Origin of the sequence: Sphingomonas alpina (genome assembly GCF_014490665.1) — a bacterium.
GTDB classification, from domain to species: domain Bacteria; phylum Pseudomonadota; class Alphaproteobacteria; order Sphingomonadales; family Sphingomonadaceae; genus Sphingomonas; species Sphingomonas alpina.
The window spans coordinates 3,883,307-3,906,537 of the sequence record NZ_CP061038.1 but is presented as its reverse complement, the minus strand read 5'-3'; the positions used below and the strand labels follow the sequence as shown (position 1 = coordinate 3,906,537).

General features: G+C 62.8%; 19 protein-coding genes. 15 read left to right on the top strand and 4 right to left on the bottom strand.

The genetic code is table 11. From position 1 onward, the window contains the following. Nucleotides 1-299: 299 nt before the first annotated feature. On the bottom strand, nt 300-1,298 hold the full coding sequence (locus H3Z74_RS18140) for a LacI family DNA-binding transcriptional regulator (RefSeq protein ID WP_187760975.1): 999 nt from the start codon (nt 1,296-1,298) through the stop codon (nt 300-302). A 125-nt stretch (nt 1,299-1,423) separates the two neighbouring features. Between H3Z74_RS18140 and H3Z74_RS18135 the strand changes: the two genes are divergently transcribed. The 10 genes from H3Z74_RS18135 (at nt 1,424) to H3Z74_RS18090 (ending at nt 11,694) form a co-directional block, all read left to right on the top strand. Continuing rightward, on the top strand, nt 1,424-2,677 hold the full coding sequence (locus H3Z74_RS18135) for an MFS transporter (RefSeq protein ID WP_187760974.1): 1,254 nt from the start codon (nt 1,424-1,426) through the stop codon (nt 2,675-2,677). Then, the gene (locus tag H3Z74_RS18130) at nt 2,674-3,735 is read left to right on the top strand and encodes a sugar phosphate isomerase/epimerase family protein (protein ID WP_187760973.1); all 1,062 of its coding nucleotides are present in this window, start codon (nt 2,674-2,676) and stop codon (nt 3,733-3,735) included. The genes H3Z74_RS18135 and H3Z74_RS18130 overlap by 4 nt, the downstream gene beginning before the upstream one ends. 34 nt (nt 3,736-3,769) lie before the next feature. Then, entirely contained in the window at nt 3,770-4,936 is a 1,167-nt protein-coding gene (locus H3Z74_RS18125; protein WP_187760972.1) for a Gfo/Idh/MocA family protein, read from the top strand. 68 nt (nt 4,937-5,004) lie between these two features. Beyond that, nucleotides 5,005-5,394 (top strand): c-type cytochrome, encoded by a 390-nt coding sequence (locus H3Z74_RS18120; protein ID WP_187760971.1) that lies wholly within the window; start codon nt 5,005-5,007, stop codon nt 5,392-5,394. Between the two features lie 13 nt (nt 5,395-5,407). After that, nucleotides 5,408-6,328, top strand: a complete 921-nt coding sequence (locus H3Z74_RS18115; protein WP_187760970.1) for a hydroxypyruvate isomerase family protein — start codon at nt 5,408-5,410, stop codon at nt 6,326-6,328. After that, nucleotides 6,325-6,894, top strand: coding sequence for a gluconate 2-dehydrogenase subunit 3 family protein (locus H3Z74_RS18110; RefSeq protein ID WP_187760969.1), 570 nt, complete (start codon nt 6,325-6,327; stop codon nt 6,892-6,894). Before H3Z74_RS18115 ends, H3Z74_RS18110 begins: the two co-directional genes overlap by 4 nt. Further along, nucleotides 6,894-7,736 carry a sugar phosphate isomerase/epimerase family protein gene (locus H3Z74_RS18105; RefSeq protein ID WP_229726655.1) on the top strand — a complete coding sequence of 281 codons (843 nt, stop codon included), beginning with the start codon at nt 6,894-6,896 and terminating at the stop codon, nt 7,734-7,736. The genes H3Z74_RS18110 and H3Z74_RS18105 overlap by 1 nt, the downstream gene beginning before the upstream one ends. Before the next feature lie 22 nt (nt 7,737-7,758). After that, on the top strand, nt 7,759-9,435 hold the full coding sequence (locus tag H3Z74_RS18100) for a GMC oxidoreductase (RefSeq protein ID WP_187760967.1): 1,677 nt from the start codon (nt 7,759-7,761) through the stop codon (nt 9,433-9,435). 49 nt (nt 9,436-9,484) lie between these two features. Next, the gene (locus H3Z74_RS18095; RefSeq protein ID WP_187760966.1) at nt 9,485-10,939 is read left to right on the top strand and encodes a Gfo/Idh/MocA family protein; all 1,455 of its coding nucleotides are present in this window, start codon (nt 9,485-9,487) and stop codon (nt 10,937-10,939) included. Continuing rightward, a complete protein-coding gene (locus tag H3Z74_RS18090; protein ID WP_229726654.1) occupies nt 10,936-11,694 on the top strand; it encodes a 3-keto-disaccharide hydrolase in 759 nt (252 codons plus the stop codon). The genes H3Z74_RS18095 and H3Z74_RS18090 overlap by 4 nt, the downstream gene beginning before the upstream one ends. A 350-nt stretch (nt 11,695-12,044) precedes the next feature. Here H3Z74_RS18090 and H3Z74_RS18085 read toward each other — a convergent pair whose 3' ends face one another. Continuing rightward, nucleotides 12,045-13,745, bottom strand: a complete 1,701-nt coding sequence (locus H3Z74_RS18085; RefSeq protein ID WP_187760964.1) for a serine hydrolase domain-containing protein — start codon at nt 13,743-13,745, stop codon at nt 12,045-12,047. Between the two features lie 364 nt (nt 13,746-14,109). On the opposite strand from H3Z74_RS18085, the gene H3Z74_RS18080 reads away from it, so the two are divergent. The 5 genes from H3Z74_RS18080 to H3Z74_RS18060 all read left to right on the top strand — a co-directional run bounded on the left by H3Z74_RS18080 (nt 14,110) and on the right by H3Z74_RS18060 (nt 22,134). Continuing rightward, complete coding sequence (locus tag H3Z74_RS18080; RefSeq protein ID WP_187760963.1) at nt 14,110-16,929, top strand: TonB-dependent receptor domain-containing protein; 2,820 nt, start codon at nt 14,110-14,112, stop codon at nt 16,927-16,929. A 431-nt stretch (nt 16,930-17,360) separates the two neighbouring features. Then, the gene (locus H3Z74_RS18075) at nt 17,361-17,948 is read left to right on the top strand and encodes a division/cell wall cluster transcriptional repressor MraZ (protein ID WP_187760962.1); all 588 of its coding nucleotides are present in this window, start codon (nt 17,361-17,363) and stop codon (nt 17,946-17,948) included. A gap of 381 nt (nt 17,949-18,329) precedes the next feature. Next, on the top strand, nt 18,330-21,029 hold the full coding sequence (locus tag H3Z74_RS18070) for a PAS domain-containing sensor histidine kinase (protein ID WP_187760961.1): 2,700 nt from the start codon (nt 18,330-18,332) through the stop codon (nt 21,027-21,029). Further along, complete coding sequence (locus H3Z74_RS18065; protein WP_187760960.1) at nt 21,026-21,646, top strand: response regulator transcription factor; 621 nt, start codon at nt 21,026-21,028, stop codon at nt 21,644-21,646. Before H3Z74_RS18070 ends, H3Z74_RS18065 begins: the two co-directional genes overlap by 4 nt. Nucleotides 21,647-21,735: 89 nt before the next feature. Next, the gene (locus H3Z74_RS18060; protein WP_187760959.1) at nt 21,736-22,134 is read left to right on the top strand and encodes a DUF6894 family protein; all 399 of its coding nucleotides are present in this window, start codon (nt 21,736-21,738) and stop codon (nt 22,132-22,134) included. 15 nt (nt 22,135-22,149) lie between these two features. On the opposite strand, the gene H3Z74_RS18055 is transcribed toward H3Z74_RS18060, so the two are convergent. Both H3Z74_RS18055 and H3Z74_RS18050 read right to left on the bottom strand, forming a co-directional pair. Continuing rightward, nucleotides 22,150-22,521 carry a response regulator gene (locus H3Z74_RS18055; RefSeq protein ID WP_187760958.1) on the bottom strand — a complete coding sequence of 124 codons (372 nt, stop codon included), beginning with the start codon at nt 22,519-22,521 and terminating at the stop codon, nt 22,150-22,152. A 14-nt stretch (nt 22,522-22,535) separates the two neighbouring features. Continuing rightward, nucleotides 22,536-23,099: a hemerythrin domain-containing protein gene (locus H3Z74_RS18050; protein WP_187760957.1), complete on the bottom strand. Its 564-nt coding sequence runs from the start codon at nt 23,097-23,099 to the stop codon at nt 22,536-22,538. Nucleotides 23,100-23,231 lie beyond the last annotated feature (132 nt).

The window sequence follows — 23,231 nt, the reverse complement described above, 5'->3', positions numbered from 1 at the left end:
GCGCCAGAGATGGCGCGCCTGCCGGAGATCACCAACAACTTATTTCATATCAACGTGCGTGGACGCCTTGGTGCGCCGAAGCGAGTGTGTGCCGTATTCCAACTGAATTTGGTTGGTTAAGGTGCTCGAATTGATCCTGTTCGAGGTTGCGGCACTGTTAGGCTTCGCGGGCCAATAGGATGAGCCGCGACACGGCCGAATCGATCAAGTCGAGCTGAGCGGCGATCGCCACGGCCTGCGTGCGCGCGACTGCGTTTTCAGCTCGCGGGCGGCCCTGTCGATATGGACCGCGCAGGCTGTCAGTGCCGTGCTTGCGTGCTGTTTCGGACGATGAGCTGGTGAGACAAGGTGATCTGGTCGGCGGGGCTCTCTGATCCGGAGAGAATCCCGACGAGCATTTCGACCGTACCGCGACCGATCATTTCCTTGGGCTGTGCGATGGTTGTCAGTGCGGGCTGAAAGAAACGCGCAAGAGGCAGATCGTCGAATCCGACGATCGACACATCGCCCGGACAGGAGAGGCCGGCGTCCCGCACGGCGCTGATCGCACCCAAGGCCATTTCGTCGCTGAAACAGAACAGCGCCGTCACGCCGGCCGCGAGCAGATCGGTGGCCTGATCATAACCGGACTGAGCTGAATAGTCGCCGGTTCTCACCATCAATCGGTCGCGAAATCCGTGCTGCTCCGCCGCGTTCAGTGCGCCGGACAGGCGATCGCGGCTGATCGGACTGATCAGTGGCCCGGTGATCGCGCCGATCTCCCCATGCCCCAGGTCGATAAGGTGGGTGATCGCATCAAAGCCTGCCGCGGCGTTGTCGATATGGACGCTCGGTACGCCGATATCGGGGCTGTATTCGCATCCGTTCACAATGGGTGCGCGTGCGCCTTGGCTCAGGACGAGAGCGCGAAGGCTTTTCGGTATGCGGTGCCCGAGAAAGATCAGCCCATCGACCTCCCGACGCGAAAGCATATCGGCATATTGATCCTCGATGACGGGATCATGGCGTGTGTCGCCTAGGACGACCGCATAGCCCGCATCCCGTGCGGCCTCCTCGGCACCGCGGATCACGCTCGCGAAAAATGGGTTGGAGATGTCGGGGACCGTGACCAGGATCTTGGCCGCGCGCAAAGTACGCAGCGACCGCGCCGCCACATTGGGTTTGTAATCCAGCGCATGGACGACTTCGAGGACCCGCGCCCGGGTCTCCTTCGACACCCGGTCGGGATGACTCAGGGCCCGGGAAACCGTGGCTGTGGATACGCCGGCAAGTGCGGCGACCTCAATGATGGTCGGCATTGCCGCTACATGTAGCTTGTCGGTCATGCTGTCGACAGTAAAGCGATGTAATCCTTTACATAGACGTTTGGCTGACATACTCAAACGTTGGAAGCAGCAAAGCTGCACAGTGGAGGGGCGTACGCATGAGCACCGCCGGTACGGGCGTTTCGGGGGCTGTCGCACAGCCGGTGTCGGCGATGCTGACCGGGCGGCTGAGCGCGCTCATGTTCATGCAGTTCTTCGTGTGGGGCGCATGGAACGTCACGCTTGGCCTCGTCATGCAGACCGTCGGCATCGGCAGCCTGATCGGCAACGCCTTTTCGGTTGGTCCGATCGCATCGATCGCGGGATCGTTCCTGCTTGGCATGGCGGCGGCGCGGTATCTCAGTCCACGCATGCTGATGGTGATCCTTCACCTGATCGGTGGCGTGATCTTGTTCTTCCTGCCGTCCCTGGTGACGCCGGAGCACGGTGATACCTTCGTCTGGCTGCTGCTCGGCTACATGATCCTCTACATGCCGACCGTCGGCCTCGCCAACACGATCGCACTCAAGAGCCTGGATGACCGCGTTGATCGCTTTCCGTTCGTGCGCGCGTTCGGTACGCTGGGCTGGATCGCTGCCGGGCTGATCATCGGCTGGGCCGGCCTGTCCGCCAGCCCGCAGATTTTCCAGGTCGCAGCGGTCGTGTCGATCGTACTCGGGCTCTACAGCTTCACGCTGCCGAAGGTGGCGCCGGACACACCGCCTGAAGGGGGGCTGATCAAGCAGATTCTCTGCGTCGATGCGTTCGGCCTGATGCGGCAGCGCTCGTTCCTGGTCTTCATCCTGTGTGCGACGCTCATCTCGATCCCGCTCGCAATGTATTATGCCTATGCCTCGGCCTATGTCGGGTCGGTCGGCATCCAGAATGTCGGCGGGACGCTTGCCATCGGGCAAATGTCCGAACTGCTCTTCATGTTCTCGATGCCATGGCTATATCGGCGCTTCGGCGTGAAGCCGCTGCTGCTGGTTGGCATGATCGCCTGGGCGCTGCGCTACGCGCTGTTCGCGATCGGCGACGGCGGATCGTCGCTCTGGGCGATCTACTCCGGCGTGGCGCTGCACGGCGTGTGCTATGACTTCTTCTTCGTGGCGGGCGCGATCTATACCGGCACGATCGCGTCGCCAAAGGGCGTGAACGCGCAGGCACAGGGCATGTTGACGCTATTCACCTATGGCGTCGGCATGTTGCTCGGCTCGCAGATCGGCGCACTTCTCTATGCTCAGCTGCCCGCATCGCCGAGCATCGCCGACTGGCACGGCATGTGGTGGTATCCGGCGATCGCCGCGGCGCTGATCGCGATCCTGTTCCAGTTCACCTTCCGCGTAGACAACAAGACGGGGGCGCCGGCATGACGGGGATGAAGGGGCCGGGGATCTTTCTCGCGCAGTTCCTCGGCGACGCGGCGCCGTTCGATACGCTCGCGGGCCTGGCGGAATGGGCGGCCGGTCTCGGCTATGTCGGAGTCCAGATTCCGTGCGATCCGCGGTTGATCGACCTGCGCCTGGCGGCCGAGAGCAAGGGCTATTGCGACGATCTGAGGGGTGGGCTCGCCAAATTCGGCATCGAACCGACCGAGCTGTCGACGCATCTTCAGGGGCAACTGGTCGCCGTGCACCCGGCGTATGACGTGCTGTTCGATGGATTCGCACCGGCCGAGTTGCATGGCAAGCCCGCCGCACGCCAGCAATGGGCAGTCGAGCAGGTCAAGCTTGCCGCCAAAGCGAGCTCCAATCTGGGTCTGAGCGCCCATGCCACCTTCTCCGGCGCGTTGGCCTGGCCCTATGTCTATCCCTGGCCGCAGCGACCCGCCGGCTTGATCGAGGAAGCGTTCGCTGAACTCGCGCGACGCTGGACGCCGATCCTCGACGCGTTCGACGAGGCCGGAGTGGATTGCGCGTTCGAATTGCACCCGGGTGAAGATTTGTTCGATGGCGCGACATGGGAGCGCTTCCTCGCTGGCGTGAACGACCATCCGCGCGCTCGCATCCTGTTCGACCCATCGCATTATGTGCTGCAGCAGCTGGATTATCTCGACTTTATCGACCGCTATCACGACCGGATCGCCTGCTTTCATGTGAAGGATGCAGAGTTCAATCCGACCGGACGCTCCGGGGTGTATGGCGGCTATGACAATTGGATCGATCGCGCCGGGCGCTTCCGGTCGCTGGGCGACGGGCAGGTCGATTTCATCTCGATCTTCAGCAAGATGGCGCAATATGGTTATGACGGCTGGGCGGTGCTCGAATGGGAGTGCGCGCTGAAACGCGCCGAGGATGGCGCCCGAGAGGGCGCGCCCTTCATCCGTGATCACATCATTCATCTGACGGATCACCCGTTCGACGACTTCGCCTCAAGCGGGATCGAACGGGATGCGATCCGTTCGCTGCTTGGTCTTTCGCCACACCCTTAATTGCATGGCTCCGGCCAGACGCATCGGAGATTCAATGGCTCGACACGCTCTTCGGCTCGGCATGGTTGGTGGCGGGGAAGGTGCGTTCATCGGCGCGGTTCATCGCATGGCGGCAGCGCTGGATGGCGACTGGCGGCTGGTGGCCGGCGCCTTCAGCACCGATGCCGGGCGCAACATGCGGACCGGCGAAGCGCTCGATCTCGACCCGACGCGTGTCTATCCGTCGATCGAGACGATGATCGCGCGGGAGCAGGTGCTGCCGGCCGACAGCCGCATCGATGCGGTGACGATCGTCACGCCCAACCATCTGCACGCGCCAATGGCGATCGCCGCGCTCAATGCGGGCTTCCACGTCATCTGCGAAAAGCCGATGGCGATGAATGTTGCCGAGGCCGAAGCGATTGCTGCGGCGGTCGCGGCGAGCGGACGCCGGTTCGCGCTTGCCTTTACCTATAGCGGCTATCCACTGATCGAGGACGCGCGCGCGCGGGTTGCGCGCGGCGATTTTGGCGCGATCCGGCTGGTGCAGGTTGAGTATCTGCAAGGCTGGCTGAGCCAGCCGATCGAGAGCGGCGGCAACCGACAGGCCGAGTGGCGCACCGATCCGGCGCGGGCCGGGATGGGCGGATGCCTTGGCGATATCGGCACCCACGCTTTCCAGTTGGCCGAGCATGTGTCGGGCTTGCGGGTTCAGACGGTGTGCGCCGACCTGGCGACGCATGTCGCGGGCCGGCGGCTCGACGACGATGTCAGCGTGCTACTGCGCTTCGACGGCGGGGCACGCGGGGTGCTGAAGGCGACACAGGTGGCGGCGGGCGAGGAAAACGGGCTGAGGCTGCGGATCCATGGCGAGAAAGGCGGCCTCGAATGGGCGCAGATGGAGCCGAACACGCTCGTACTGCGCTGGCTCGATTGGCCGACCGAGCTGGTGCGGGCGGGCGGGCCGGGGACGCTGCATGGCACGAGTGCGTTGTTCAGGACGCCGGCCGGACATCCCGAGGGCTATATCGAGGCTTTCGCCAACATCTATCGAGCCTTTGCCGCAGCAATTCGCGGCGAGCCGGAGCCCGAAAGTCGCGCCTGGATGCCGGGCGTCGAGGCTGGTCTGCGCACCATGACATTTGTCGAAGCGGTGGTGAGGAATTCTGCGTCGCACGCGAAATGGACCGCCGTCGATGCACCGAAAAGCGGCTCCGGGTGAGCCATATGATACTGATCATACAGGATTTAGTCGTGAGGAAGCCCTTCGTCGCGCCTTGGAGATATGGAATGAAGCATCGAGCATATCTGGGAATAGCGGCAGTCGCGAGTGTGGCGCTTGGTGTGGCACTCAGCCCGATTGCTGCGCAAACGGCGCCCGGCACCGCGCCACCGGCGTTCGCTGCGTGCAAGGCGTGCCATACTGTCCAGAAGGGGGGCAAGAACGGCATTGGCCCCAATCTCTATGGCATTGTCGGCAAGGCGGCGGCATCGACGCCGGGCTTCGCCTATTCTCCGGCGCTCAAGGCGTCGAAATTGAAATGGGACGAGGCGACGCTGAACGATTTTCTTGCCGGACCGATGAAGAAGGTGCCCGGCACCAAAATGCCGATCGGCACGCCCGATGCCGCAAAGCGGACGGCGATCATCGTCTATCTGAAGGCGGAGGGCGCAAAGTGATTGCGCGCCGGGCATGACCCTCTCGCGCAGAACCGTGCTGGTCGGCGGCGCCGCATCGACGATGCTCGCCGGGGCAAACGCGACCGTCGCGCGCCCGTCGAATGCAGCAGCCTTCTCGCTGGGTTTCGCGCCGCATGAGGGAAGCTTCGCCAGTCGCGGCGGCCTGATCGAACAGATCGCCTTTGCTGCTGACCAGGGTTTCCGGGCATGGGAAGACAATGAAGCCGCGGCGCGGCCGGTCGCGCAGCAGACGCAGATGGCCAAGGCGCTCGTGCAACGCGGCATGGTAATGGGTGTGTTCGTGGCGAGCATGCCCAAATGGTCGCAGTCGCGCCCGGTGCTCGGCGGCAACGAAGAGGGTGAGCGCGAGGCGTTCCTCACCGATATCCGCGCCTCGATCGACGTCGCGAAGCGGCTCAATGCGACGCACATGACGGTGGTCACCGGCTTTCTCGACGCACGGTTGCCGCTGGACATCCAGACGGCACGAATCATTGATGTCATGCGGCGTGCAGGCGACATCGTCGCGCCACATCGCCTGACCCTGGTGATGGAGCCGCTTAATACCCGGACCAACCATCCCGGCGTGTTCATGCAGACGATCGCGCAAGGCTTCGCTGTAGCGCGCGGGGTGAACAGTCCGGCCGTCAAAATTCTATCCGACCTCTATCACGAGCAGATTCAGTCCGGGAATTTGATCCCGACGCTCGGCACCTGCTGGTCCGAAATCGCCTATATCCAGTTCGGCGACAATCCGGGGCGCAAGGAGCCGACGACCGGTGAAGTCAACTACGCCACGATTGTCAAATGGCTTCGGGCAAAGCGCTATGCCGGGGTCATCGGCATGGAACACGGTAACTCGATCGAGGGCCGCGCCGGCGAGGAACGCCTGATCGCCGCCTATCGTGAAATTGACCGGGGAGGAGACAGATGATCGATCGCAGAACCGCGCTTGCGGGCGTTGTCGGCATGTTCGGTGCTCAGCTTTTCGCGCCAATCGCCCGCGCCGCGGGGCTGGCGCCGTCGGAGACTGTGCCGGTGATCAGTCAGGGGCCTGCGTCAGTGCAGATATTTGCCCCTGCCCAGCGCGCGCTGATGGCAGTGCTGAGCGAGCGTGTGATCCCGACCACCGATACGCCCGGTGCGCTGGCCGCGGGGGTGCCGGACTATATCGAAAAGCTGCTCGCCGACTGGGCGGAGCCGGAGGATCGCATTCCGATCCTCTCCGGGCTCGACGCGATCGAAATGCGCAGCCTGACGGATTATAAACTGTCGGCGGCCATTGCCGATGCTGCGCAGCAAGACGCCTTGCTGACGCTGGCGATGGAAGACAAAATTCCCGGAGGCAAGGCGTTTTTCGAAGCGTTCCGGCAGCTCGTCATTACCGGCTATTACACGTCTGAAATCGGCATGACGCAGGAGCGGGAATATCTCCCCGTTCCGGGCGAGTATAATGGCGAATTCCTCTACTCCCAGATCAACAAGGTGTATTCCGCATGATGTTCAGTCGTCGAGACCTGCTTGCCGGCGCGGGCGGCGCCGGCGCGATCGCTTGTGCCGCACTGCCCATGGGCAAAGCCTTTGCCGCGCCGCTCGCGAAGATCGGCCTGCAACTCTACACGGTGCGCGAAATCTTCGCGAAGGATCCCGCCGGTACGCTCGAGAAAGTCGCGCGGGTAGGGTACCGTGAAGTCGAATTCGGCGGTGGCGGATATGACGCCATGGACCACGCCATGCTGCGCAAGACGATGGACCGGCTCGGCCTTACGGCGCCGTCGATCCATGTCGGCTATGACCTGCTGCTCGGCAGTTTCGAGAAAAGCGTGGCGATGGCGAAGACGCTCGGCGCCGATACCGTCATCCTGCCGTACATGAGCGATGAACACCGCAACGAAGCGGCGTGGCAGGTCGCACTGCCCAACATCAACCGCATCGGCGCACAGCTGCAGAAGGCGGGGCTCGGCTTCGCCTATCACAATCACGATTTCGAATTCACGACCAGGCCGGGCGGGGTCAGCCTGTACGAACGGCTCGTAACGGGCGTGGACCCGGCGCTGATGCAATTCGAGCTCGATCTCTATTGGGCTGCGCACGCCGGGGAGGATCTGCCTTCGCTGATCACGGAGCTCGCCGGGCGGCTGTATTCGTATCACGTCAAGGACATGCGTCCCGACCGCAGCATGGTCGCGGTCGGGCAAGGCACGATCGATTTCGCCGCGCTGTTCAAGCTGCCCGGCGGCGCGGGCGTGCGGCACTTTTTCGTCGAGAATGACCAGGCGCCCGCGCCCTATATTCCCGACATCACCACGAGTTTCGCGACGCTCCGCAAGCTGCGCTCTTAACCGGCACCCAGGAAGGAAGATCATGGCTTCGACCAACAGGTTCGACGCGATTGTCATAGGATCGGGCGTCAGCGGCGGTTTCGCCGCGAAGGAGCTCACTGAAAAGGGGCTGCGCGTGCTCATGCTCGATCGCGGCTTCATGGTCGAGCATGGTGAGGGATATCGCTATGACGGTACGCCGGCCTATGAAGTGCCGGCGCGCAACATCATGCCCAAACCGCTCATCAAGAGCGATTATTTCATCGCCAAGCACGGTTATATCTCACCCAGCAATCAGGCATTCTACAACAATGACCGACTGAATCCCTATGCGACCGACGAGGGCGACAAATTCTACTGGATTCGTCCGGCGGCGGTCGGAGGAAAATCGATCATTTGGGGACGGTGGTGCTTCCGCTGGAGCCCTGCCGACTTCGAGGCGAACAAGCGCGACGGGATCGATGGCGACTGGCCGATCCGTTATGACGACCTTGCGCCATGGTATAGCTATGTCGAGAAATATATCGGTGTGTCGGGGTCGCGCGAGAATTTGCCGTATCTGCCCGATAGTGAATTCCAGCCGCCGATGCCGATGAACGTGGCCGAGAAGTGGCTCAAACCGCGGCTCGAAGCGCAGTTTCCCGGCCGCAAACTGATCCATGCACGACTGTCCAACATGACTGAGGACAAGCCGGATCAGAACCGCACCAAATGCCAGTTCCGCAACCAGTGCAGCAATGGCTGCTCGTTCGGCGCCTATTTCTCGACCCAGGCTGTGACCTTGCCCGCCGCGCGCGCAACCGGCCGACTGACGCTGCGATCGGACGCGGTGGTCACCAATCTTGAATATGACGCGTCCCGCAAGCTGGTGACCGGCGTCCGGTTCGTCGATGCGAAAACCGGACAGGCGGAGACGGTCAGGGCCAATCTCATATTCCTCTGCGCATCGGCAATGGCATCGACGCAGATCCTGCTCAACTCGCGGCCGGCGGGCAGCGACCGCAGCTATTTCGACCGCAGCGGAACGCTCGGGCGTTACGTGATGGATCACATCTTTCGCGTGGGCATCAAGGGCGAAATCCCGGGCATGGAAGAATTCATCGAATATGGTCGTCGGCCCGGCGGCGTGTACATCCCGCGCTTTCGCAACCTCGGCGACGGCGAGGATGTCGGTTTCAAGCGTGGCTATGGCTATCAGGGCGGCGCGAGGCGCGAAGTCGCGCCGCCGGTCGGCTTCGGCGCGTCCATGAAGCATGGCATGCGCAAATATGGCGGCTGGAAATTCGAGATGGGCGCATTCGGTGAATGCCTTCCCTACAAGGACAACCGCGTCTCGCTCCATCCGAACAAGGTCGATCGGTTTGGCGTACCCTTGGCGCGATTCGACGTCCGCTTCCGCGACAATGAGTTGAAGATGATGGCCGACGCCCGCGCTCAGGGTGAAGCCATGCTCAAGGCAGCCGGTTTGCAGAACGTCACGAGCGAAGAGAAAGAGCATGTGCCCGGTGACGCAATCCACGAGATGGGCGGCGCGCGAATGGGGGTCGACCCGCATGCGTCGGTGCTGAACCGCTGGAGCCAGGCGCATGATGCGACCAATCTGTACGTCACCGACGGCGCCCAGATGGCCTCCATCTCGTGCATCAACCCATCGCTGACCTTCATGGCCCTGACCGCCAGGGCGGTCGATCATGCGGTCAAGCGAACAAAGGCCGTGTGAGTCCCGGGCGAGCATGGCTGGTCAGACGCCGGAAGATAAGGAGCGACCGATGATCGGAAGCATGTCCGGGCCTGAGCCCGGTCCGACGGTGTCCGGTACCGACGCGATGGCGGCCGGCATCACCCGGCGCGCATGGCTGGGCGGCGCGGCGGCACTGGCCATGCCGGGTGTTGCCAGCGGGCGGCGCCGCGCCGCGCCAAGCGACCGTGTGAACCTCGCCGTGATCGGCGCGGGCGGCATGGGCGCTGCCAATATGATGCGGCTGACCGGCCAGAACATCGTCGCTGCCGCCGATCCCGATTTCGACCATGTCGCCAAATCATTCATCGATCGTCAGGGCGCGACGATCCCGCAGCGTGCGCCGCTTCGCGCGGCTTATGATCGCGCCACGCGCTACGCCGATTATCGCCGGATGTTCGACAAGCAGCGCGATCTCGACGCGGTGCTGATCGCGACGCCCGACCACCATCATGCCGTCGCCGCGAAAATGGCGATGGAACGCGGCCTTCATGTCTATGTGCAAAAGCCACTGACCTATACGGTGGGTGAGGGGCGGCTGCTTGGAGAACTGGCCAGGCGCAATCCGAAGCTGATCACCCAGATGGGCAATCAGGGTCATTCGGGCCATGATGGCCGCCGCGTGGTGGAAATCGTGCGCGGCGGCGCGATCGGACGCGTGCGTGAGGTCCATGCCTGGACCAATCGGCCGATGTGGCCGCAGGGCATTGCGCGGCCGGCGGCTAGGGCCAAGCCCGCCAGCCTCGACTGGGACGTGTGGCTCGGTCCGGCGACGGTGAACTGGGGTTACAACCCGGACTATACGCATTTCAACTGGCGCGGCTGGGTGCCGTTCGGCGTGGGTGCGCTAGGTGACATGGGTGCGCATCTGCTCGATTTTCCGCTCTGGGCTTTGTCGCCCGGGCTGCCGACCCGGATCGAGAGTCGCCATTCGATCTGGGGCGGTGACACGGATTTATGGGACGGTCGCCCGCCCGCCGAACTCGGCAGCTATCCGCTCGCCGGTGTCACCTATTATGAATTCGGCGATGCGCCCGGCGGGCCGGTGCGGCTCACCTGGTATGACGGGGGATTGATGCCGCCAACGCCGCCCGGCCTGCCGGCGGGCGTCGCGATGAACCCGGATGGCGGCGTGCTCTATATCGGCGACAAGGGTATGTTGATGCACGAGACATATGGCGAGAAGCCGGTACTGATCGGGGAGGGCGTGGCGGAACGGGCGGCTGCGGTGCCGCAAACCCTGCTGCGCGTCGCCGGCGGGCGCGATGGTCATGAGATGAACTGGATCGCGGCGATCCGCGGCGAGGCGCCGATCTCGTCGCCCTTTGCCGAGGCGGTGCCGCTGAACGAGACGATGCTGCTGGGCGTCGTCGCGATGCGCGCCGGTCAGCCGATCCGCTATGACGGGCGCGCCGGGCGGATCATCGATGTGACTGATGCCAATCGATTCCTCGAACGCGATTACCGCCAAGGATGGACGCTATGAAGATACTGATCGTCGCCGCGATGCTGCTGGCCGCCCAGGACCAGCCCGGCCCCCGACCGGAAGATACCGAGGTATGGAAGCCGGAACCTCCGGTCGTGACCCCCGGCGCCTATGCGCCTACGCCGCCACCGTCCGACGCGATCGTGCTGTTCGATGGCCGCGACCTCTCCCAATGGGCCTCGGTGAAAGATGGCTTGTCGGCGCGCTGGGTGCTCAAGGGCGGGGTGGTCACGGTCGCCAAGGGCTCCGGCAATATCCAGACGCGGCGCAGTTTTGGCAGCTATCAGCTGCATATCGAATGGCGCATTCCCGTGGGCATCACCGGGGAAGGCCAGAAGCGTGGCAATAGCGGCGTGTTCCTCGCCTCGACCGGCGACGGCGATGCGGGGTATGAATTGCAGATCCTCGACAGCTATCGCAACCGTACCTACGTCAACGGCCAGGCCGGCAGCATCTACAAACAGTTCGCGCCGCTCGCCAATCCGATGCGCCCGCCCGGTGAATGGCAGAGCTACGACATTGCCTGGACCGCGCCGATTTTTGACGCCGCCGGCCGCGTCACCCGGCCGGCGATGGTCACCGCGATGCTCAACGGCGTGCTCGTGCAAAACCACACGGTGCTCAAGGGGCCGACGCAATATATCGGCCAGCCCAGCTACAAGCCGCACGGTCCGGCCCCGATCAAGCTCCAGGATCATGGCGATCCGAGCGCGCCGATCAGCTTCCGCAACATCTGGGTGCGGGAGCTCGAATAGCGTCGCCCGATCCATGTCCGGTTTTCGCCGAAGACTGTCGTCGTGAAGCGCAACACGACGTCGATCAGCTGCGCGGTCCCAACCGTCGTTCGCCGATCAGTTTCCGGTCGCGAGCCGTGGTTGGGCTATTCGTGATGTTGGAAACGCGCCGAGCCTGGCGGAGATTCTGGGGCTTCGGTGAGGGCTTGGTGGGCGACCCGGCAGTGCGCGCATCCCGATCCGGATCAGGCATGGAGCACGCTGTGACCGTGCGATCACAGCGTGCTCATCACCCTTTGTGATCGCGCTGTTGGTGGCGAATAGCCGGTTCCATCCATTCGCCCGGCGCTCCATCGGAAGCAGGCGCCTCTTCAGGTGATCCGTATGAAATCCATCCCGCAGAAGATCAGCCGCGACGGAACGCCGTTCACCGCCCCGTCGAACCAGACTCGCGTGACACCGCCGACATCCTCCTTGGGAGACCAGAAGCCGCCGGGTCGCCGGACAAATTCGCCCGCCCCCTCGGCAACGAGCGTGCCGCCGCGTGCCAGGACCACGAACGTGCCGTCGCTTGAGCTATAGTCTCCGGCGAGGGGCTTGAGCGCTGCAACGGCTATGGGCTGCGGCGGCGCCGCATCACGGCCGAACAATGTGTCGCCCCACCAGAAGCGGTCGGCCTTGGCGCCTTCGAAATCGAGCTGGTGCGCCGCATAGCCCGGATGATCCGTGGCCAGGGAATCCTTGCCGGAGAGCTCGATCCGGCCCTCCCCATTCTTGTCCGCCAGCACCAATCCGGCGCCAGTGGCGCGCAGCGTGACCGAGCGGCCTTCGGGCCCGACAAAAGTGCCGGCATAGCGTTCCGGCGTCGGCACGCGGCGGAACCCGATCGGATCGGGCGGCGGCGGCAGCGCCGTGCCCGCAACGACGGCGCGCATGAGCTGAATGGCGTAGATCGTGGTCAACCGCGGTCGATAGGAGATCAGCCGCCCATTGACGCTGGCGAAGCAGGCGACGCCCGCGACGGGATCGGCATGAAAAGCCGATGAAAAGAGCGTCATACCCCCGGTATGGTGCAGGGCAGGCTTGCCATCGATCTGCACGGTCGCAATACCGCTGGCATACCGTGCATCGGACCCAAATTCGCTGCTGGTGATATCATCGGCGAGCATCTTCTTCGCCGCAGCATCGGACATCAGCGGCCCGCCCTTGCCCGCGCCGAGCGCGAGTAGATAACGTAGATACCCCGCCATGCCGTCGGCCGACGCTGCGACGGCACCGGCCGCATTGTCCGATTCGGTCCATGGGCCGGGGATCAGTGCGGCGCGGCTCATCGCCACGCCATCCTCGCGGATCGGCACATAGCCCATGGCATAACGATCGCGATCGGCGGTGCGGATATGCGCGGTGGCGCCCGTCATTCCCAAGGGTTTCAGGACATCGTCTTCGAGTGCCCGGAAATGCGGCTTTCCGGAAACATTGCCGATGATCAGCCCAAGCATCGCGTATCCGATATTGCTGTAGGACATTCGCGCGCCCGGCTTGAAGCCGGTCCACAGTTTTCCGTCGGGCGTGCGCGGAAAGACCGGTGCATCATGCGCGAGGCCGCCGGCATGGTTGAGCAATTGCTGCACCGTCATCGTCTGGGCGGGCAGCGGCACGCCGGCCAGATAGCGCGAAACCGGCGCGGAAAGATCGATCAATCCCTTGTCCTGCGCGGCATGCAGCCATAGCCCGCTGATCGACTTGCTGATCGATCCGATCTGGAAAAGCTGACCGGGCGTCACCGGCAAGCGTTTGTCGACATCCGACCAGCCGACGCTGAGCGAAGCCGTGAAACCGTCGGCATCGACGACGCTGATCGTCATGCCGGGCAGGCCGATCGCATCGAGTTCGGCGGCAGCATAGTCACGCAACCGCTCCAGCGCTTCGCCATAGTCGCGGCCAGCCTTGTTGCGGATCGCAAGTGTAGCAGGTTTCGTGGACGTCTTTGCCCCGCTTGCCCTGGCGGGCAAGGTCGCCGCCACGCTACCGATCACCGCTATTCCGAGCAAATCCCGCCTGTTCACGCCCATCAATTTTCTCCTAGGTATATTTTATCCCACACAGGATTCTTGTGCATCGATCTCACATGTAGCCAAATCGGGCAAGGGCGCGGTTTTTGGCAGGCGGAGCCGCTGTGACCAATGCTGGAGCGTGCTGGTTCTAATTGCGCAGTGACCGGTTCCTGCCAAGCCCGTTTCCCGCGGCATGACCGCTCGTGATTGTTGGGCAGTTTCGTTTTTCAGAATTTCTATAAAAATCCTAATTAGAGAAATTACTGCAATTTCTTGACATAAATTTCCCTGTGGAGAAGAATGCTGGCTCAGAGCATTCCTGTCGGAACGAGTCCGGTAAGAAGAATGCCGGGCAGGACCATCATAATGGGAAGGGGTAACCATGTTAGACCGAGCGATCTCGAAAGGTGCGACCGGGCTTTTCATCGCGCCGCGCCAGCGCCTCAAGACTCTGCTTTTCGCGACCGCCGGCCTGGCGCTGGTCTCGGCGCCGCACGCCTTGGCGCAGACTGCGTCCGAAACGCTTGCCACTGCGGGGGACGTTCCGGATGACGCCGCCACGACGGAGGACATCATCGTCACCGGCACATTGGTGGCGCGGCCGGGCTTTGTTTCTCCAACCCCGGTCACCAGCCTCGATTCGGCGGATCTGAACCGCGTCTCGGCTTCCAATCTCGCCGATGCCCTGAATCAACTTCCCGCGTTGAAACCGAGCGTTACGCCATCGTCGGTCGGCAATCTTTCCAAACTGGCGGGTGGCAATTTCCTCGACCTTCGCGGCCTGACCTATCTCCGCACGCTGACCCTGATCGACGGCAAGCGCTACGTCCCGGCAACGCCGGAGGGGGTCGTCAACACCAATCTGATTCCGCAGGCGCTGATCGGCGGCGTGGATGTGGTGACCGGCGGTGCGTCGGCGGCTTATGGGTCGGATGCGGTCGCCGGCGTGGTGAACCTCAAGCTCGACGACAAGCTGGAGGGCATTCGCGGCAGCATTCAGGGCGGGATCACCGATCACAACGACCATCGCAACTATCTGGCGTCGCTCGCCTTCGGCAAGAGTTTCGCAGGTGGCAGGGGCCATATCCTGCTGGGCGGCGAAATGGCGGAGAATGGTGGCATCGCGAACGGCTCTTCGCGCGCCTGGGCCGGCAACCGCGGCGTGATTCTCAACCCTGCCTATACCGCCACCAATGGCGCGCCGATGTATCTGCATGTCAACGATGCGCGAACGTCCAATTCGGCACCCGGCGGGGCGATCTTCTCCGGGCCGCTGAGCGGCCTCGCATTCGGACCGAACGGTGCCACCATGCCGTTCCGATACGGCACGCTGGTGACCCCCGACAATTCGATGAATGGCGGGGACGGCGATCCGCTTGCCTCGCCCTATGTGCTGGAAACGCCGTTGAAGCGTCGCAGCGCCTATGGCGGGGTGAGGTTCGACCTGGCCGACGACATCACAGCCTATGCGAGCATCGACTATGGTCGATCGACCTTCTCGGAGGCGTCGATTCCGAGCTACGACAATTTTACCATCCTCAGGAGCAACGCGTTTCTGCCGGCTTCGGTGCGTGCTGATATGGTGGCGCAGAATCTCGACAGCTTCACTCTTGGCCGCGGCAATCTCGACTATGGCATCGGCAAGATCGAGCAAAAGGCCGAAACCTGGCAGGCGGTCGGCGGCGTGCGGGGCAAGCTTGGCGGGTCATGGACGTTCGATGCTTCCTATTCCTACGGCCGGACACACAACCGGACGCTGTTCACGGGCAATGTCATCAACGCCAGGCGGCTGCTGGCGATCGACGCGGTGGTGAATCCGGTGACCGGCGGCATCGTCTGCCGCTCGACCCAGACCGATCCGACCAATGGCTGCGTCCCGCTCAATCTCTTCGGCGTCGGGTCGCCGTCGCAGCAGGCGATCGACTACATCACCGGAACCTCGGTGCGCGATTGGCAAATCAAGCAGCAGACGGCGGATCTTGCGATCCGCGGCGAGCCCTTCTCGACCTGGGCGGGGCCGGTTTCACTCGCGGTCGGCGGGCAGTGGCGGCAGCAGACGGTGGACGTCACCTCGGATCCGCTGTCGATCGCCCGCGCTTTCCGGGTCGGCAATACCCAGCCTTACACCGGCCGGATCACGGTCAAGGAAGCGTTCGGCGAACTGGTCGTGCCGCTGGCGAAGGATGAAAGCTGGGCGCAGAATATCGATCTCGACATTGCCGGCCGCGTCACCGACTATAGTACGTCGGGCACGGTCGAAACCTGGAAAGCCGGGCTGAACTATGCAGTCAACAACACGCTGCGGTTCCGTGTGACGCGATCGCGCGACATTCGCGCGCCCAATATCAACGAACTGTTCCAGGTCGGTCAGACCCTCATCTTCTCGATCAACGATGTCTCGATCGGCCAGCGCTACAATGTGAACGCGGTGTCCGGTGGTAATCCGTTCCTGAAGCCCGAGCGCGCCGATACGTTGACGGCGGGTATCGTGTTCACGCCCTCGTTCCTGCCGCGTTTCAGCCTGTCGATCGATTATTACGATATCAAGATCAAGGGAGCGATCGGTTCGCTTGGGGCTCAGTCGATTGTGGACCGCTGCAATGCCGGCCAGACCTCCTTCTGCCTGCTCGCGCCTAGAGGCAGCGATGGCCGCATCTCGGTGCTCCTGATTGCACCGGTCAATTTCCAGCAGATCACCACCCGCGGCGTCGATGTCGAAGCGGCATACCGGATGCGGGTCGGCGGCGGATCGTTCGACCTGCACGCGCTGGTCAATTATACCGACAAGCTCGATCTTGTCGGCGATAGCGGTGAGCTCACGCGCTTCGCCGGGAACACCGACCAGCCCTTGCTCGACGGCGTCGGCGGCACGGCGCGCTGGAAGGTCACAAGCAGCGCGACCTATTCGACTGATGCGTACCGGCTGAGCCTGACCGGACGGTACGTCAGCGGTGGTGTACTGACCCGCGACCCGGGAGTGACGTTTGACTATGACAGTGTGAAGGGCCGCGTCTATCTCGATATCTCGGGCGAAGTGGCGCTCTACAAGAACGCCAATGGCGGCAAGGTTTCGCTGTTCGGCGTGATCGCCAATGCGCTGGACACCGACCCGCCCTTCACGGGCTATCAGTTCCAGACCGCACGGCAACTCTATGACGTGATCGGCCGGCAATATACCGCTGGCGTGCGCTTCAAGTTCTGAGAGCGGCCGGCGACAGAGCGGGGTGTGATCGGTTATCGCACCCCGCTCCGACCATCCGGATGCAAGCGCCATCCTCGCTTTCGGACTGCGACCTGGACGGCGGTAACTCGACTGCGCCTCAGAGGCGATCGGCGGAGCTCGAGCGACATGGATTGCGCCTTGCACTCGCTCCAGCTGCCTAGGCGGTGCCTGACGCATGAGGAAGCACGCGCGGCAGTATAGTTACGCGCGGACCCCCGAGATGCGAGATATCGATCGCCGCTCTTACCGATTCCGCGAGACTATTCTCCAATAGTCGGCGGATCCATTCAATGGATAGGTGACCTACGTAGTATAACGGGTCCGGAATATCACGATTGTACATTAACGGAATTCTGCGACTCGACGCAGCTCGGTTAACCATGTTGCCACGACGGCAACGGGGGATACCAATGGACGAACCTTTTTTCGGCAGCGCTGTGTGTGACGTGACCGGCGGAGGTCACATCCTGCTGCCGCCTCGCTTCGGCGAAACCATCCGACTCCGCTCACCGGATCAGAGGCTTTTCATCGGATTGCATGAGGACGCACAATGCCTTGTTGCGTTCGATCGCCGCTATGCGATGCAGCGCCCGGTCGATGACGAGGCCGGCGGCATGTCGGACGCTCATCGCCTGCGCCGCACCTATGGCTTTGTCGAATCCACGCTGGTCGCGCCGGATGGCATGATCGCGATGCCCGCGCTGATGCGCGAGCGCGGTCATATCGGGCACTCGGTATTACTTGTCGCCACTGGGCAACGCTTCGAGATCTGGGATCTGGTTTGTGTCCTCAAGCGAGGCCCCTCCGATCTCATCACGCTCGCGACCCATCATCTCATGGCTCATATAGGAAACGAGGTTCTCCATGTCCCTGCTCTGTCATCTGTTAAACCACGCCCCGGTGCTCGACGCGCAGCTCAATCAGGGGTTTGCCTTCAGCCAGTGCCGGCGATGCAGCCGCGACATGATCCGATCGGTCGGGGGGCGGCCGGCAACTGAGTGGAAGGCCGTGCCGAGCGGCTTTCGCGTCGTGCGCGGGTCGCATGCCGCCCAATTCGCGCCGGCAGGCGAGGGGGCGCTATCGGGCGACGGTCGGCACCGCATGCCGCCGGGGGATGCCCTGCGCATTGGTGGCGCGCTGCTATACTGGCGATTGAGCGACTTGCTGACGGAATGGCGGCCAAGGCGTGAGGTTGTGCGGCGCCTACCGATGGGGTGAGCTTGCTGGCCCCATGATCGCGTTCGCCGGGACCATTTGCGCAGGATTGGACCGATTCGGACCAGATAGCACTTCCATGGTCATTCCTGCGCGCCTCTAAATCTTTGCAGCGTTAGCGTTCGACTCCGCTATGAAGCGCTATCGGAAAGGAAAGCAAAGATTTGAAGCGGCAACTCGCTGCGCGTCGGACGAACGCCGCAGTCGAAGAGCAGAGGATCGTGTTCGGCCTTGTCACGGCCGCGGGACTTATCAGCGGTATTGCGTTTACCGGATGGTTGTTCGATGTGCCGGTACTTCAGGGGGCGGGCATTGCCGGCTACCCGATGTGGCCCCTGGCGGCACTGGGGTATTTGTTCCTCTTCGCCGGATTCACTGCAACCCTGCGTGACCGCCGCCTGGCGCCGTTGCTGCTTGGCGTCCCTCTCCTGATCGCGTTGCTCGCGTTCGTCGAACAGGGCGTTGGCGGCTTGTCGGGCGTCGAGGCGCGCCAGCCCATAGACCGGTTGATGCAGATCATTGGATTCCGGGACCCGCCCGCGGTGAATTCGATCGTCGCATTCGCGTTTCTCAGCACGGCATTGCTGCTGTCGGCGCATCGCGGCAACACCAGTACGGGGCTTGCCAATCTGCTCGCTGCCGCGTCGCTGTGCGTCGGCCTGTTCTCGATGGTGCTGCTGTTCGCAATCGTTCCGGCGCGCGATAGCGTCACGCAGATACTCATCTCGCCCTTTCCGGCGGCGCTCGCCAACATATTGCTCGCCTCCGCCTTCCTGCTTTGGCGCCAGGGAACGCGCTGGAATCCTTTTCGCGCGCGCAACCGCCTCCGATGGCCCCTTGTCGGGCTGGTGGTGCTGCTGCCGATCCTGCCGATGGTCGTGGCCCGCTGGGTACCGGCCACGCTTCACGTATCGCCGCTCACGACGGACATGATCGCCATTCTCTGCAATATCGGCGTCGTTGGATTGCTGGTCCGGCTGTCCGTCGACCGGCTCGTGCGTCAACAGGCCAGGTCACAGGAGATCGCCGACGCGCTGGATGTCGCAGCGATCGTTCTGACCAGACCCAATGGTGAAATCGTCCATTGGTCGCGCGGCTGCGAACAGCTTTGCGGCTGGTCCGCCACCGAGGCGATCGGCCGAAACAAGACGGCGTTACTGCAGCCGCGCAGCGCGGAAGGGAGTGAGGAGGAGGTTCCCCGGGTGCCTTCGGTCGGCGAACTTGATGTGAGTGTCCGGTGCAGCGACGGAGCGCGGATTCGATTGCTCCAATACACTCAAGTCGTTGAACGCCCCGGTCATGAACCGATGTTCGTGGTCAAGATGCTGGACATTTCCGATCGCGTTCGCGCCGAGGAAGCGCTGCGCGCCAGTGAAACGCGCTTCGCGATCGCTGCGGAGGCCTATCAGCTCGGCATATCCGACTGGAATGTCCTGACCGGGCAACTCGAATGGTCATCCGGGTCCGAGCAGCGGCTGGGCCTGGAACCCGGCAGTCTGGGCAGTTTTGCGCAGTGGGATGCGCGGGTCGAACCGGAGGATGCGAAGGGGGTGATGGACTCGGTCGCGAGGGCGGCCGCCAATCACGATGAACGGATCACCTTCCAGTATCGCTTCAGACAGCCAGACGGCACCATGCGCACGATCGAGGGGACTGCCCGGCTGATCTATCAGGAAAACGGCCAGCTTGCCTCGGTCGTCGCGGCCAATATCGATGTCACTGAACGCAATGAGCGCGAAGCGGCGCAGCAATTGCAAACCATCATTGATATCGTTCCGGGCGCGACGATCGTTTTCAACATGGCCGGCACGATTCGCAGCTTCAGCGCGGCGGCCGAGCGCATGTTCGGTTGCGACAGCAAGGCGGCGATCGGCAGCGATGTCAAACGGCTGATCCCGGAGTTGATCGTGGCGGTGCAGGGCCAGTCGGTCGCGCCTCCATCCGATCGGGGGCGGCGGCATGCGGGCGGGGTCGCCCGCGAACTGACCGGCCGGCACGTGGATGGTTCGACCTTTCCGGTCGAGTTGAATGTCGGCGCCGCCTGGTTTGGCGGAGAACGCATGTTTACCGGCGTTATTCGCGATATCTCCGACCGGCGCGCCACGGAGCAACGGCTGAGCGAGCTCAACGCCGAACTTGCCCATATCTCGCGTCAAAGCGCGATGAGCGAAGTCGCGGCAGATCTGGCGCACGAACTGAACCAGCCGCTCAGCGCGACCGCAAATTTTCTCGCGTCGGCGCGCATGTCGATCGAACGTGGCGAAGACAGTGCGCGAGTCGCCCACCTGCTCAAAATGGGCGAAGATCAGACGTTGCGGTCGGGCGAAATCATCCGGAGATTGCGCGACTTCCTCACCAAGAGCGAGACGGAAATGCGTGCCGAATCGCTCACCAAGACGGTTCGTGAGGCAGTAGACCTCGTCCTGTTCGGCACCGCCCAGTTCGGAATCAAGCTGAGCTATCGCCTCGATCCTGCCGCCGACATGGTCTTCGCGGACCGTATCCAGGTACAACAGGTGATGGTGAATCTCCTGCGCAATGCGGTCGACGCACTGCGCGAACAGCCGACTGGTGCACGCGAGATTGTCATCGCCTCGCGCCGGGTGGCGGATGGCATGAACGAGCTTTCGGTCAGCGATAATGGCCGCGGCTTGCCCAAGTCGGTCGGTGATGAACTGTACGCGCGGTTCGCGACGACCAAGTCGGGCTCCGCCATGGGCATTGGCTTGTCGATATCGCGGCGCATCGTCGAAGCGCATGGCGGCAAGCTGGTGGCGACGGACCGGATCGGTGGCGGTGCGGAATTCCGCTTCACGCTGCCGGCATTGGAGGAGCTGGAGGAACTGGAGGAGTTGGAGGGATGACACGCACAATCTATCTCGTCGACGATGACGACGCGGTCCGCGCGTCGCTTCACACTCTATTGTCGCTGCAGGCCAATCTGGTGGTGCACAATTTCCGCAGCGGCGACCGGTTTCTCGCAGGGGTGCCCGATCTTGATCCAGGTGTTGTGCTGCTCGATTTTCACATGCCGGGGGCCAGCGGACTCGATGTGCTTCAGGCACTCCGCGATCAGGCCGCCAAGGCGTTCGCGGCGATCATCGTCACCGGCGAGGGGAATGTGGGGCTTGCGGTGCAAGCGATGAAGGGGGGCGCAATCGACTTTATCGAAAAACCCTATCAGGCCGAAAAACTGCTCGCTGCGATCGAGGTCGCGTTTGCCAAGCTGACCGAGGACGGTGCCGGCGCGGCGCATATGCAGCAGGCCGCGGCCAAGATCGCCGTGCTGTCGCCGCGCGAGCGGGAGGTGCTGACCGGGCTGATCGAGGGGCGGGCCAACAAGGTCATCGCGCATGAACTCGACATCAGCCCGCGAACGGTCGAAATTTACCGTGCCAATCTGATGACGAAACTGGGTGTGCGCACATTGTCCGAGGCATTGCGGATCGCTTTTGCTGCAGGACTCATTCCGCCCGGATAGTCCGCGAATCGCAGCTTCATGCGCGGCGTGATCAGTATTGGGACGAATATGCTTGATATTCAGCGTGAATTTTTCTTGCAGTTGTGCCTATGGAAATTCACTATATTGTCCGGAACGGCGCCTTGTTGCAGATTCTGACAATCGCCTTCTTATGCGGAAGGCAAGGGGCGGCCTGGATCTTGAAGCGCTCCCGTTGGGATTTGAAAGCCGCCATGCCCCACTATTTTTTCGATATTGCTGATGGTGAGGACCTGCCTGACCTGGACGGATCGGAATGGCCAGATCTGGCTGCGGCGAGGATGGAGGCGGTGCGGTATTCGGCCGAAGTCCTCAAGGAAATGCCGGAGCGTTTCTGGAACTGCGAGGCGTGGAAGATGACCGTTTCCGACGCTGACCGGGTCACGTTGTTCACCCTCAAGTTTTTGGCCGAGAGTGCGGGGCCGTCGACTGCCTCGTCGCTTGCGGGGACGACCGAGATTCCGGCCTGAATCCGGCCGAAGCGATTAGATCATTCTGTCCCGCGTTTTCTTGAGTGTGCTTACGAACAATGGGCCGGCGCTGAGCAACTTGCCCTTATCGAAACATGCCGCCGCCCCGCTGGCCATCGCCTCTTCCACTTCGACTGAGCCGTCCTTGGCGGACGATGACAGGACGATGATCGGGGGATGCGGATGCCCCTTCAGTTCTCGCAGGAAATGAAGGCCGCCCAGGCCGGGCATGGTCAGGTCCAGCGTTATGACATTGGGATGGCTGGTGCGCATCAGGGAGCGGGCGTCGTCGATGTCCGCTGCAATGCCGACCACCTGGCACTCCGGATCGCGTGAGATGATATGTTCAAGCATCGCGCGAATCGTGAGGGAATCATCGACGATCAACACCCGGAAGGGAATCATGATATCTGCCGCGATATCTTTGCGGAGGCCTGTTCGGTAAAGGACGGAGCCGGAGCGCATGCGGTGCCCGGGCGCTTTATGACGGACTGGATCGCAATCCCGTCGCCAGCCCAGTTGCGCGTCCCCGGCAGCCAGGGTGACCCGAGTTCCTCGGTTTCGGCAATAAGGGGGAACAGTTCGCGTTCTTCGCGGTCCAGCCTTATTCGCATGCCGATGATCAGTATCTTCACGGCCTTCTGAAAATCCGGCCAGCGTGCCGCTATCTCCTTGGCCGTCCACATCGCCACATGTGCCTTGTACGCGATATGGAGCTGCTCGATGCCCGCCATGCAATCGTTTGCGGCCCTGCGCGACAGCGGGTCCGGATCATCCCTGAGGCGCCGGAACAATTGCCGTTCCTCATAGGCGAGATGCCGGTGCACCGTTCGCGTCATCTCGCAACGTTTCTGCATCAGCTCCTCCGAATCGCATGGCTCACGGCTCGAAACAAGCACCGCCAGATCTGCGCCGATGGCACGAAGTTTGTCATGATCTCGGAGCAATCTGGTGAGCATCGTCATTCGCCTCTGCCGTCCGGATTGGCGGCATCGAAAGACGATCCCGTCAACCCGCCTGGTTTCGGGCCAACCGTTCGGCGAGGCGGCCCGTAAGCGGAAAATGCGCCCAACGCCGCTTGTCGCAGTCGTCGATGA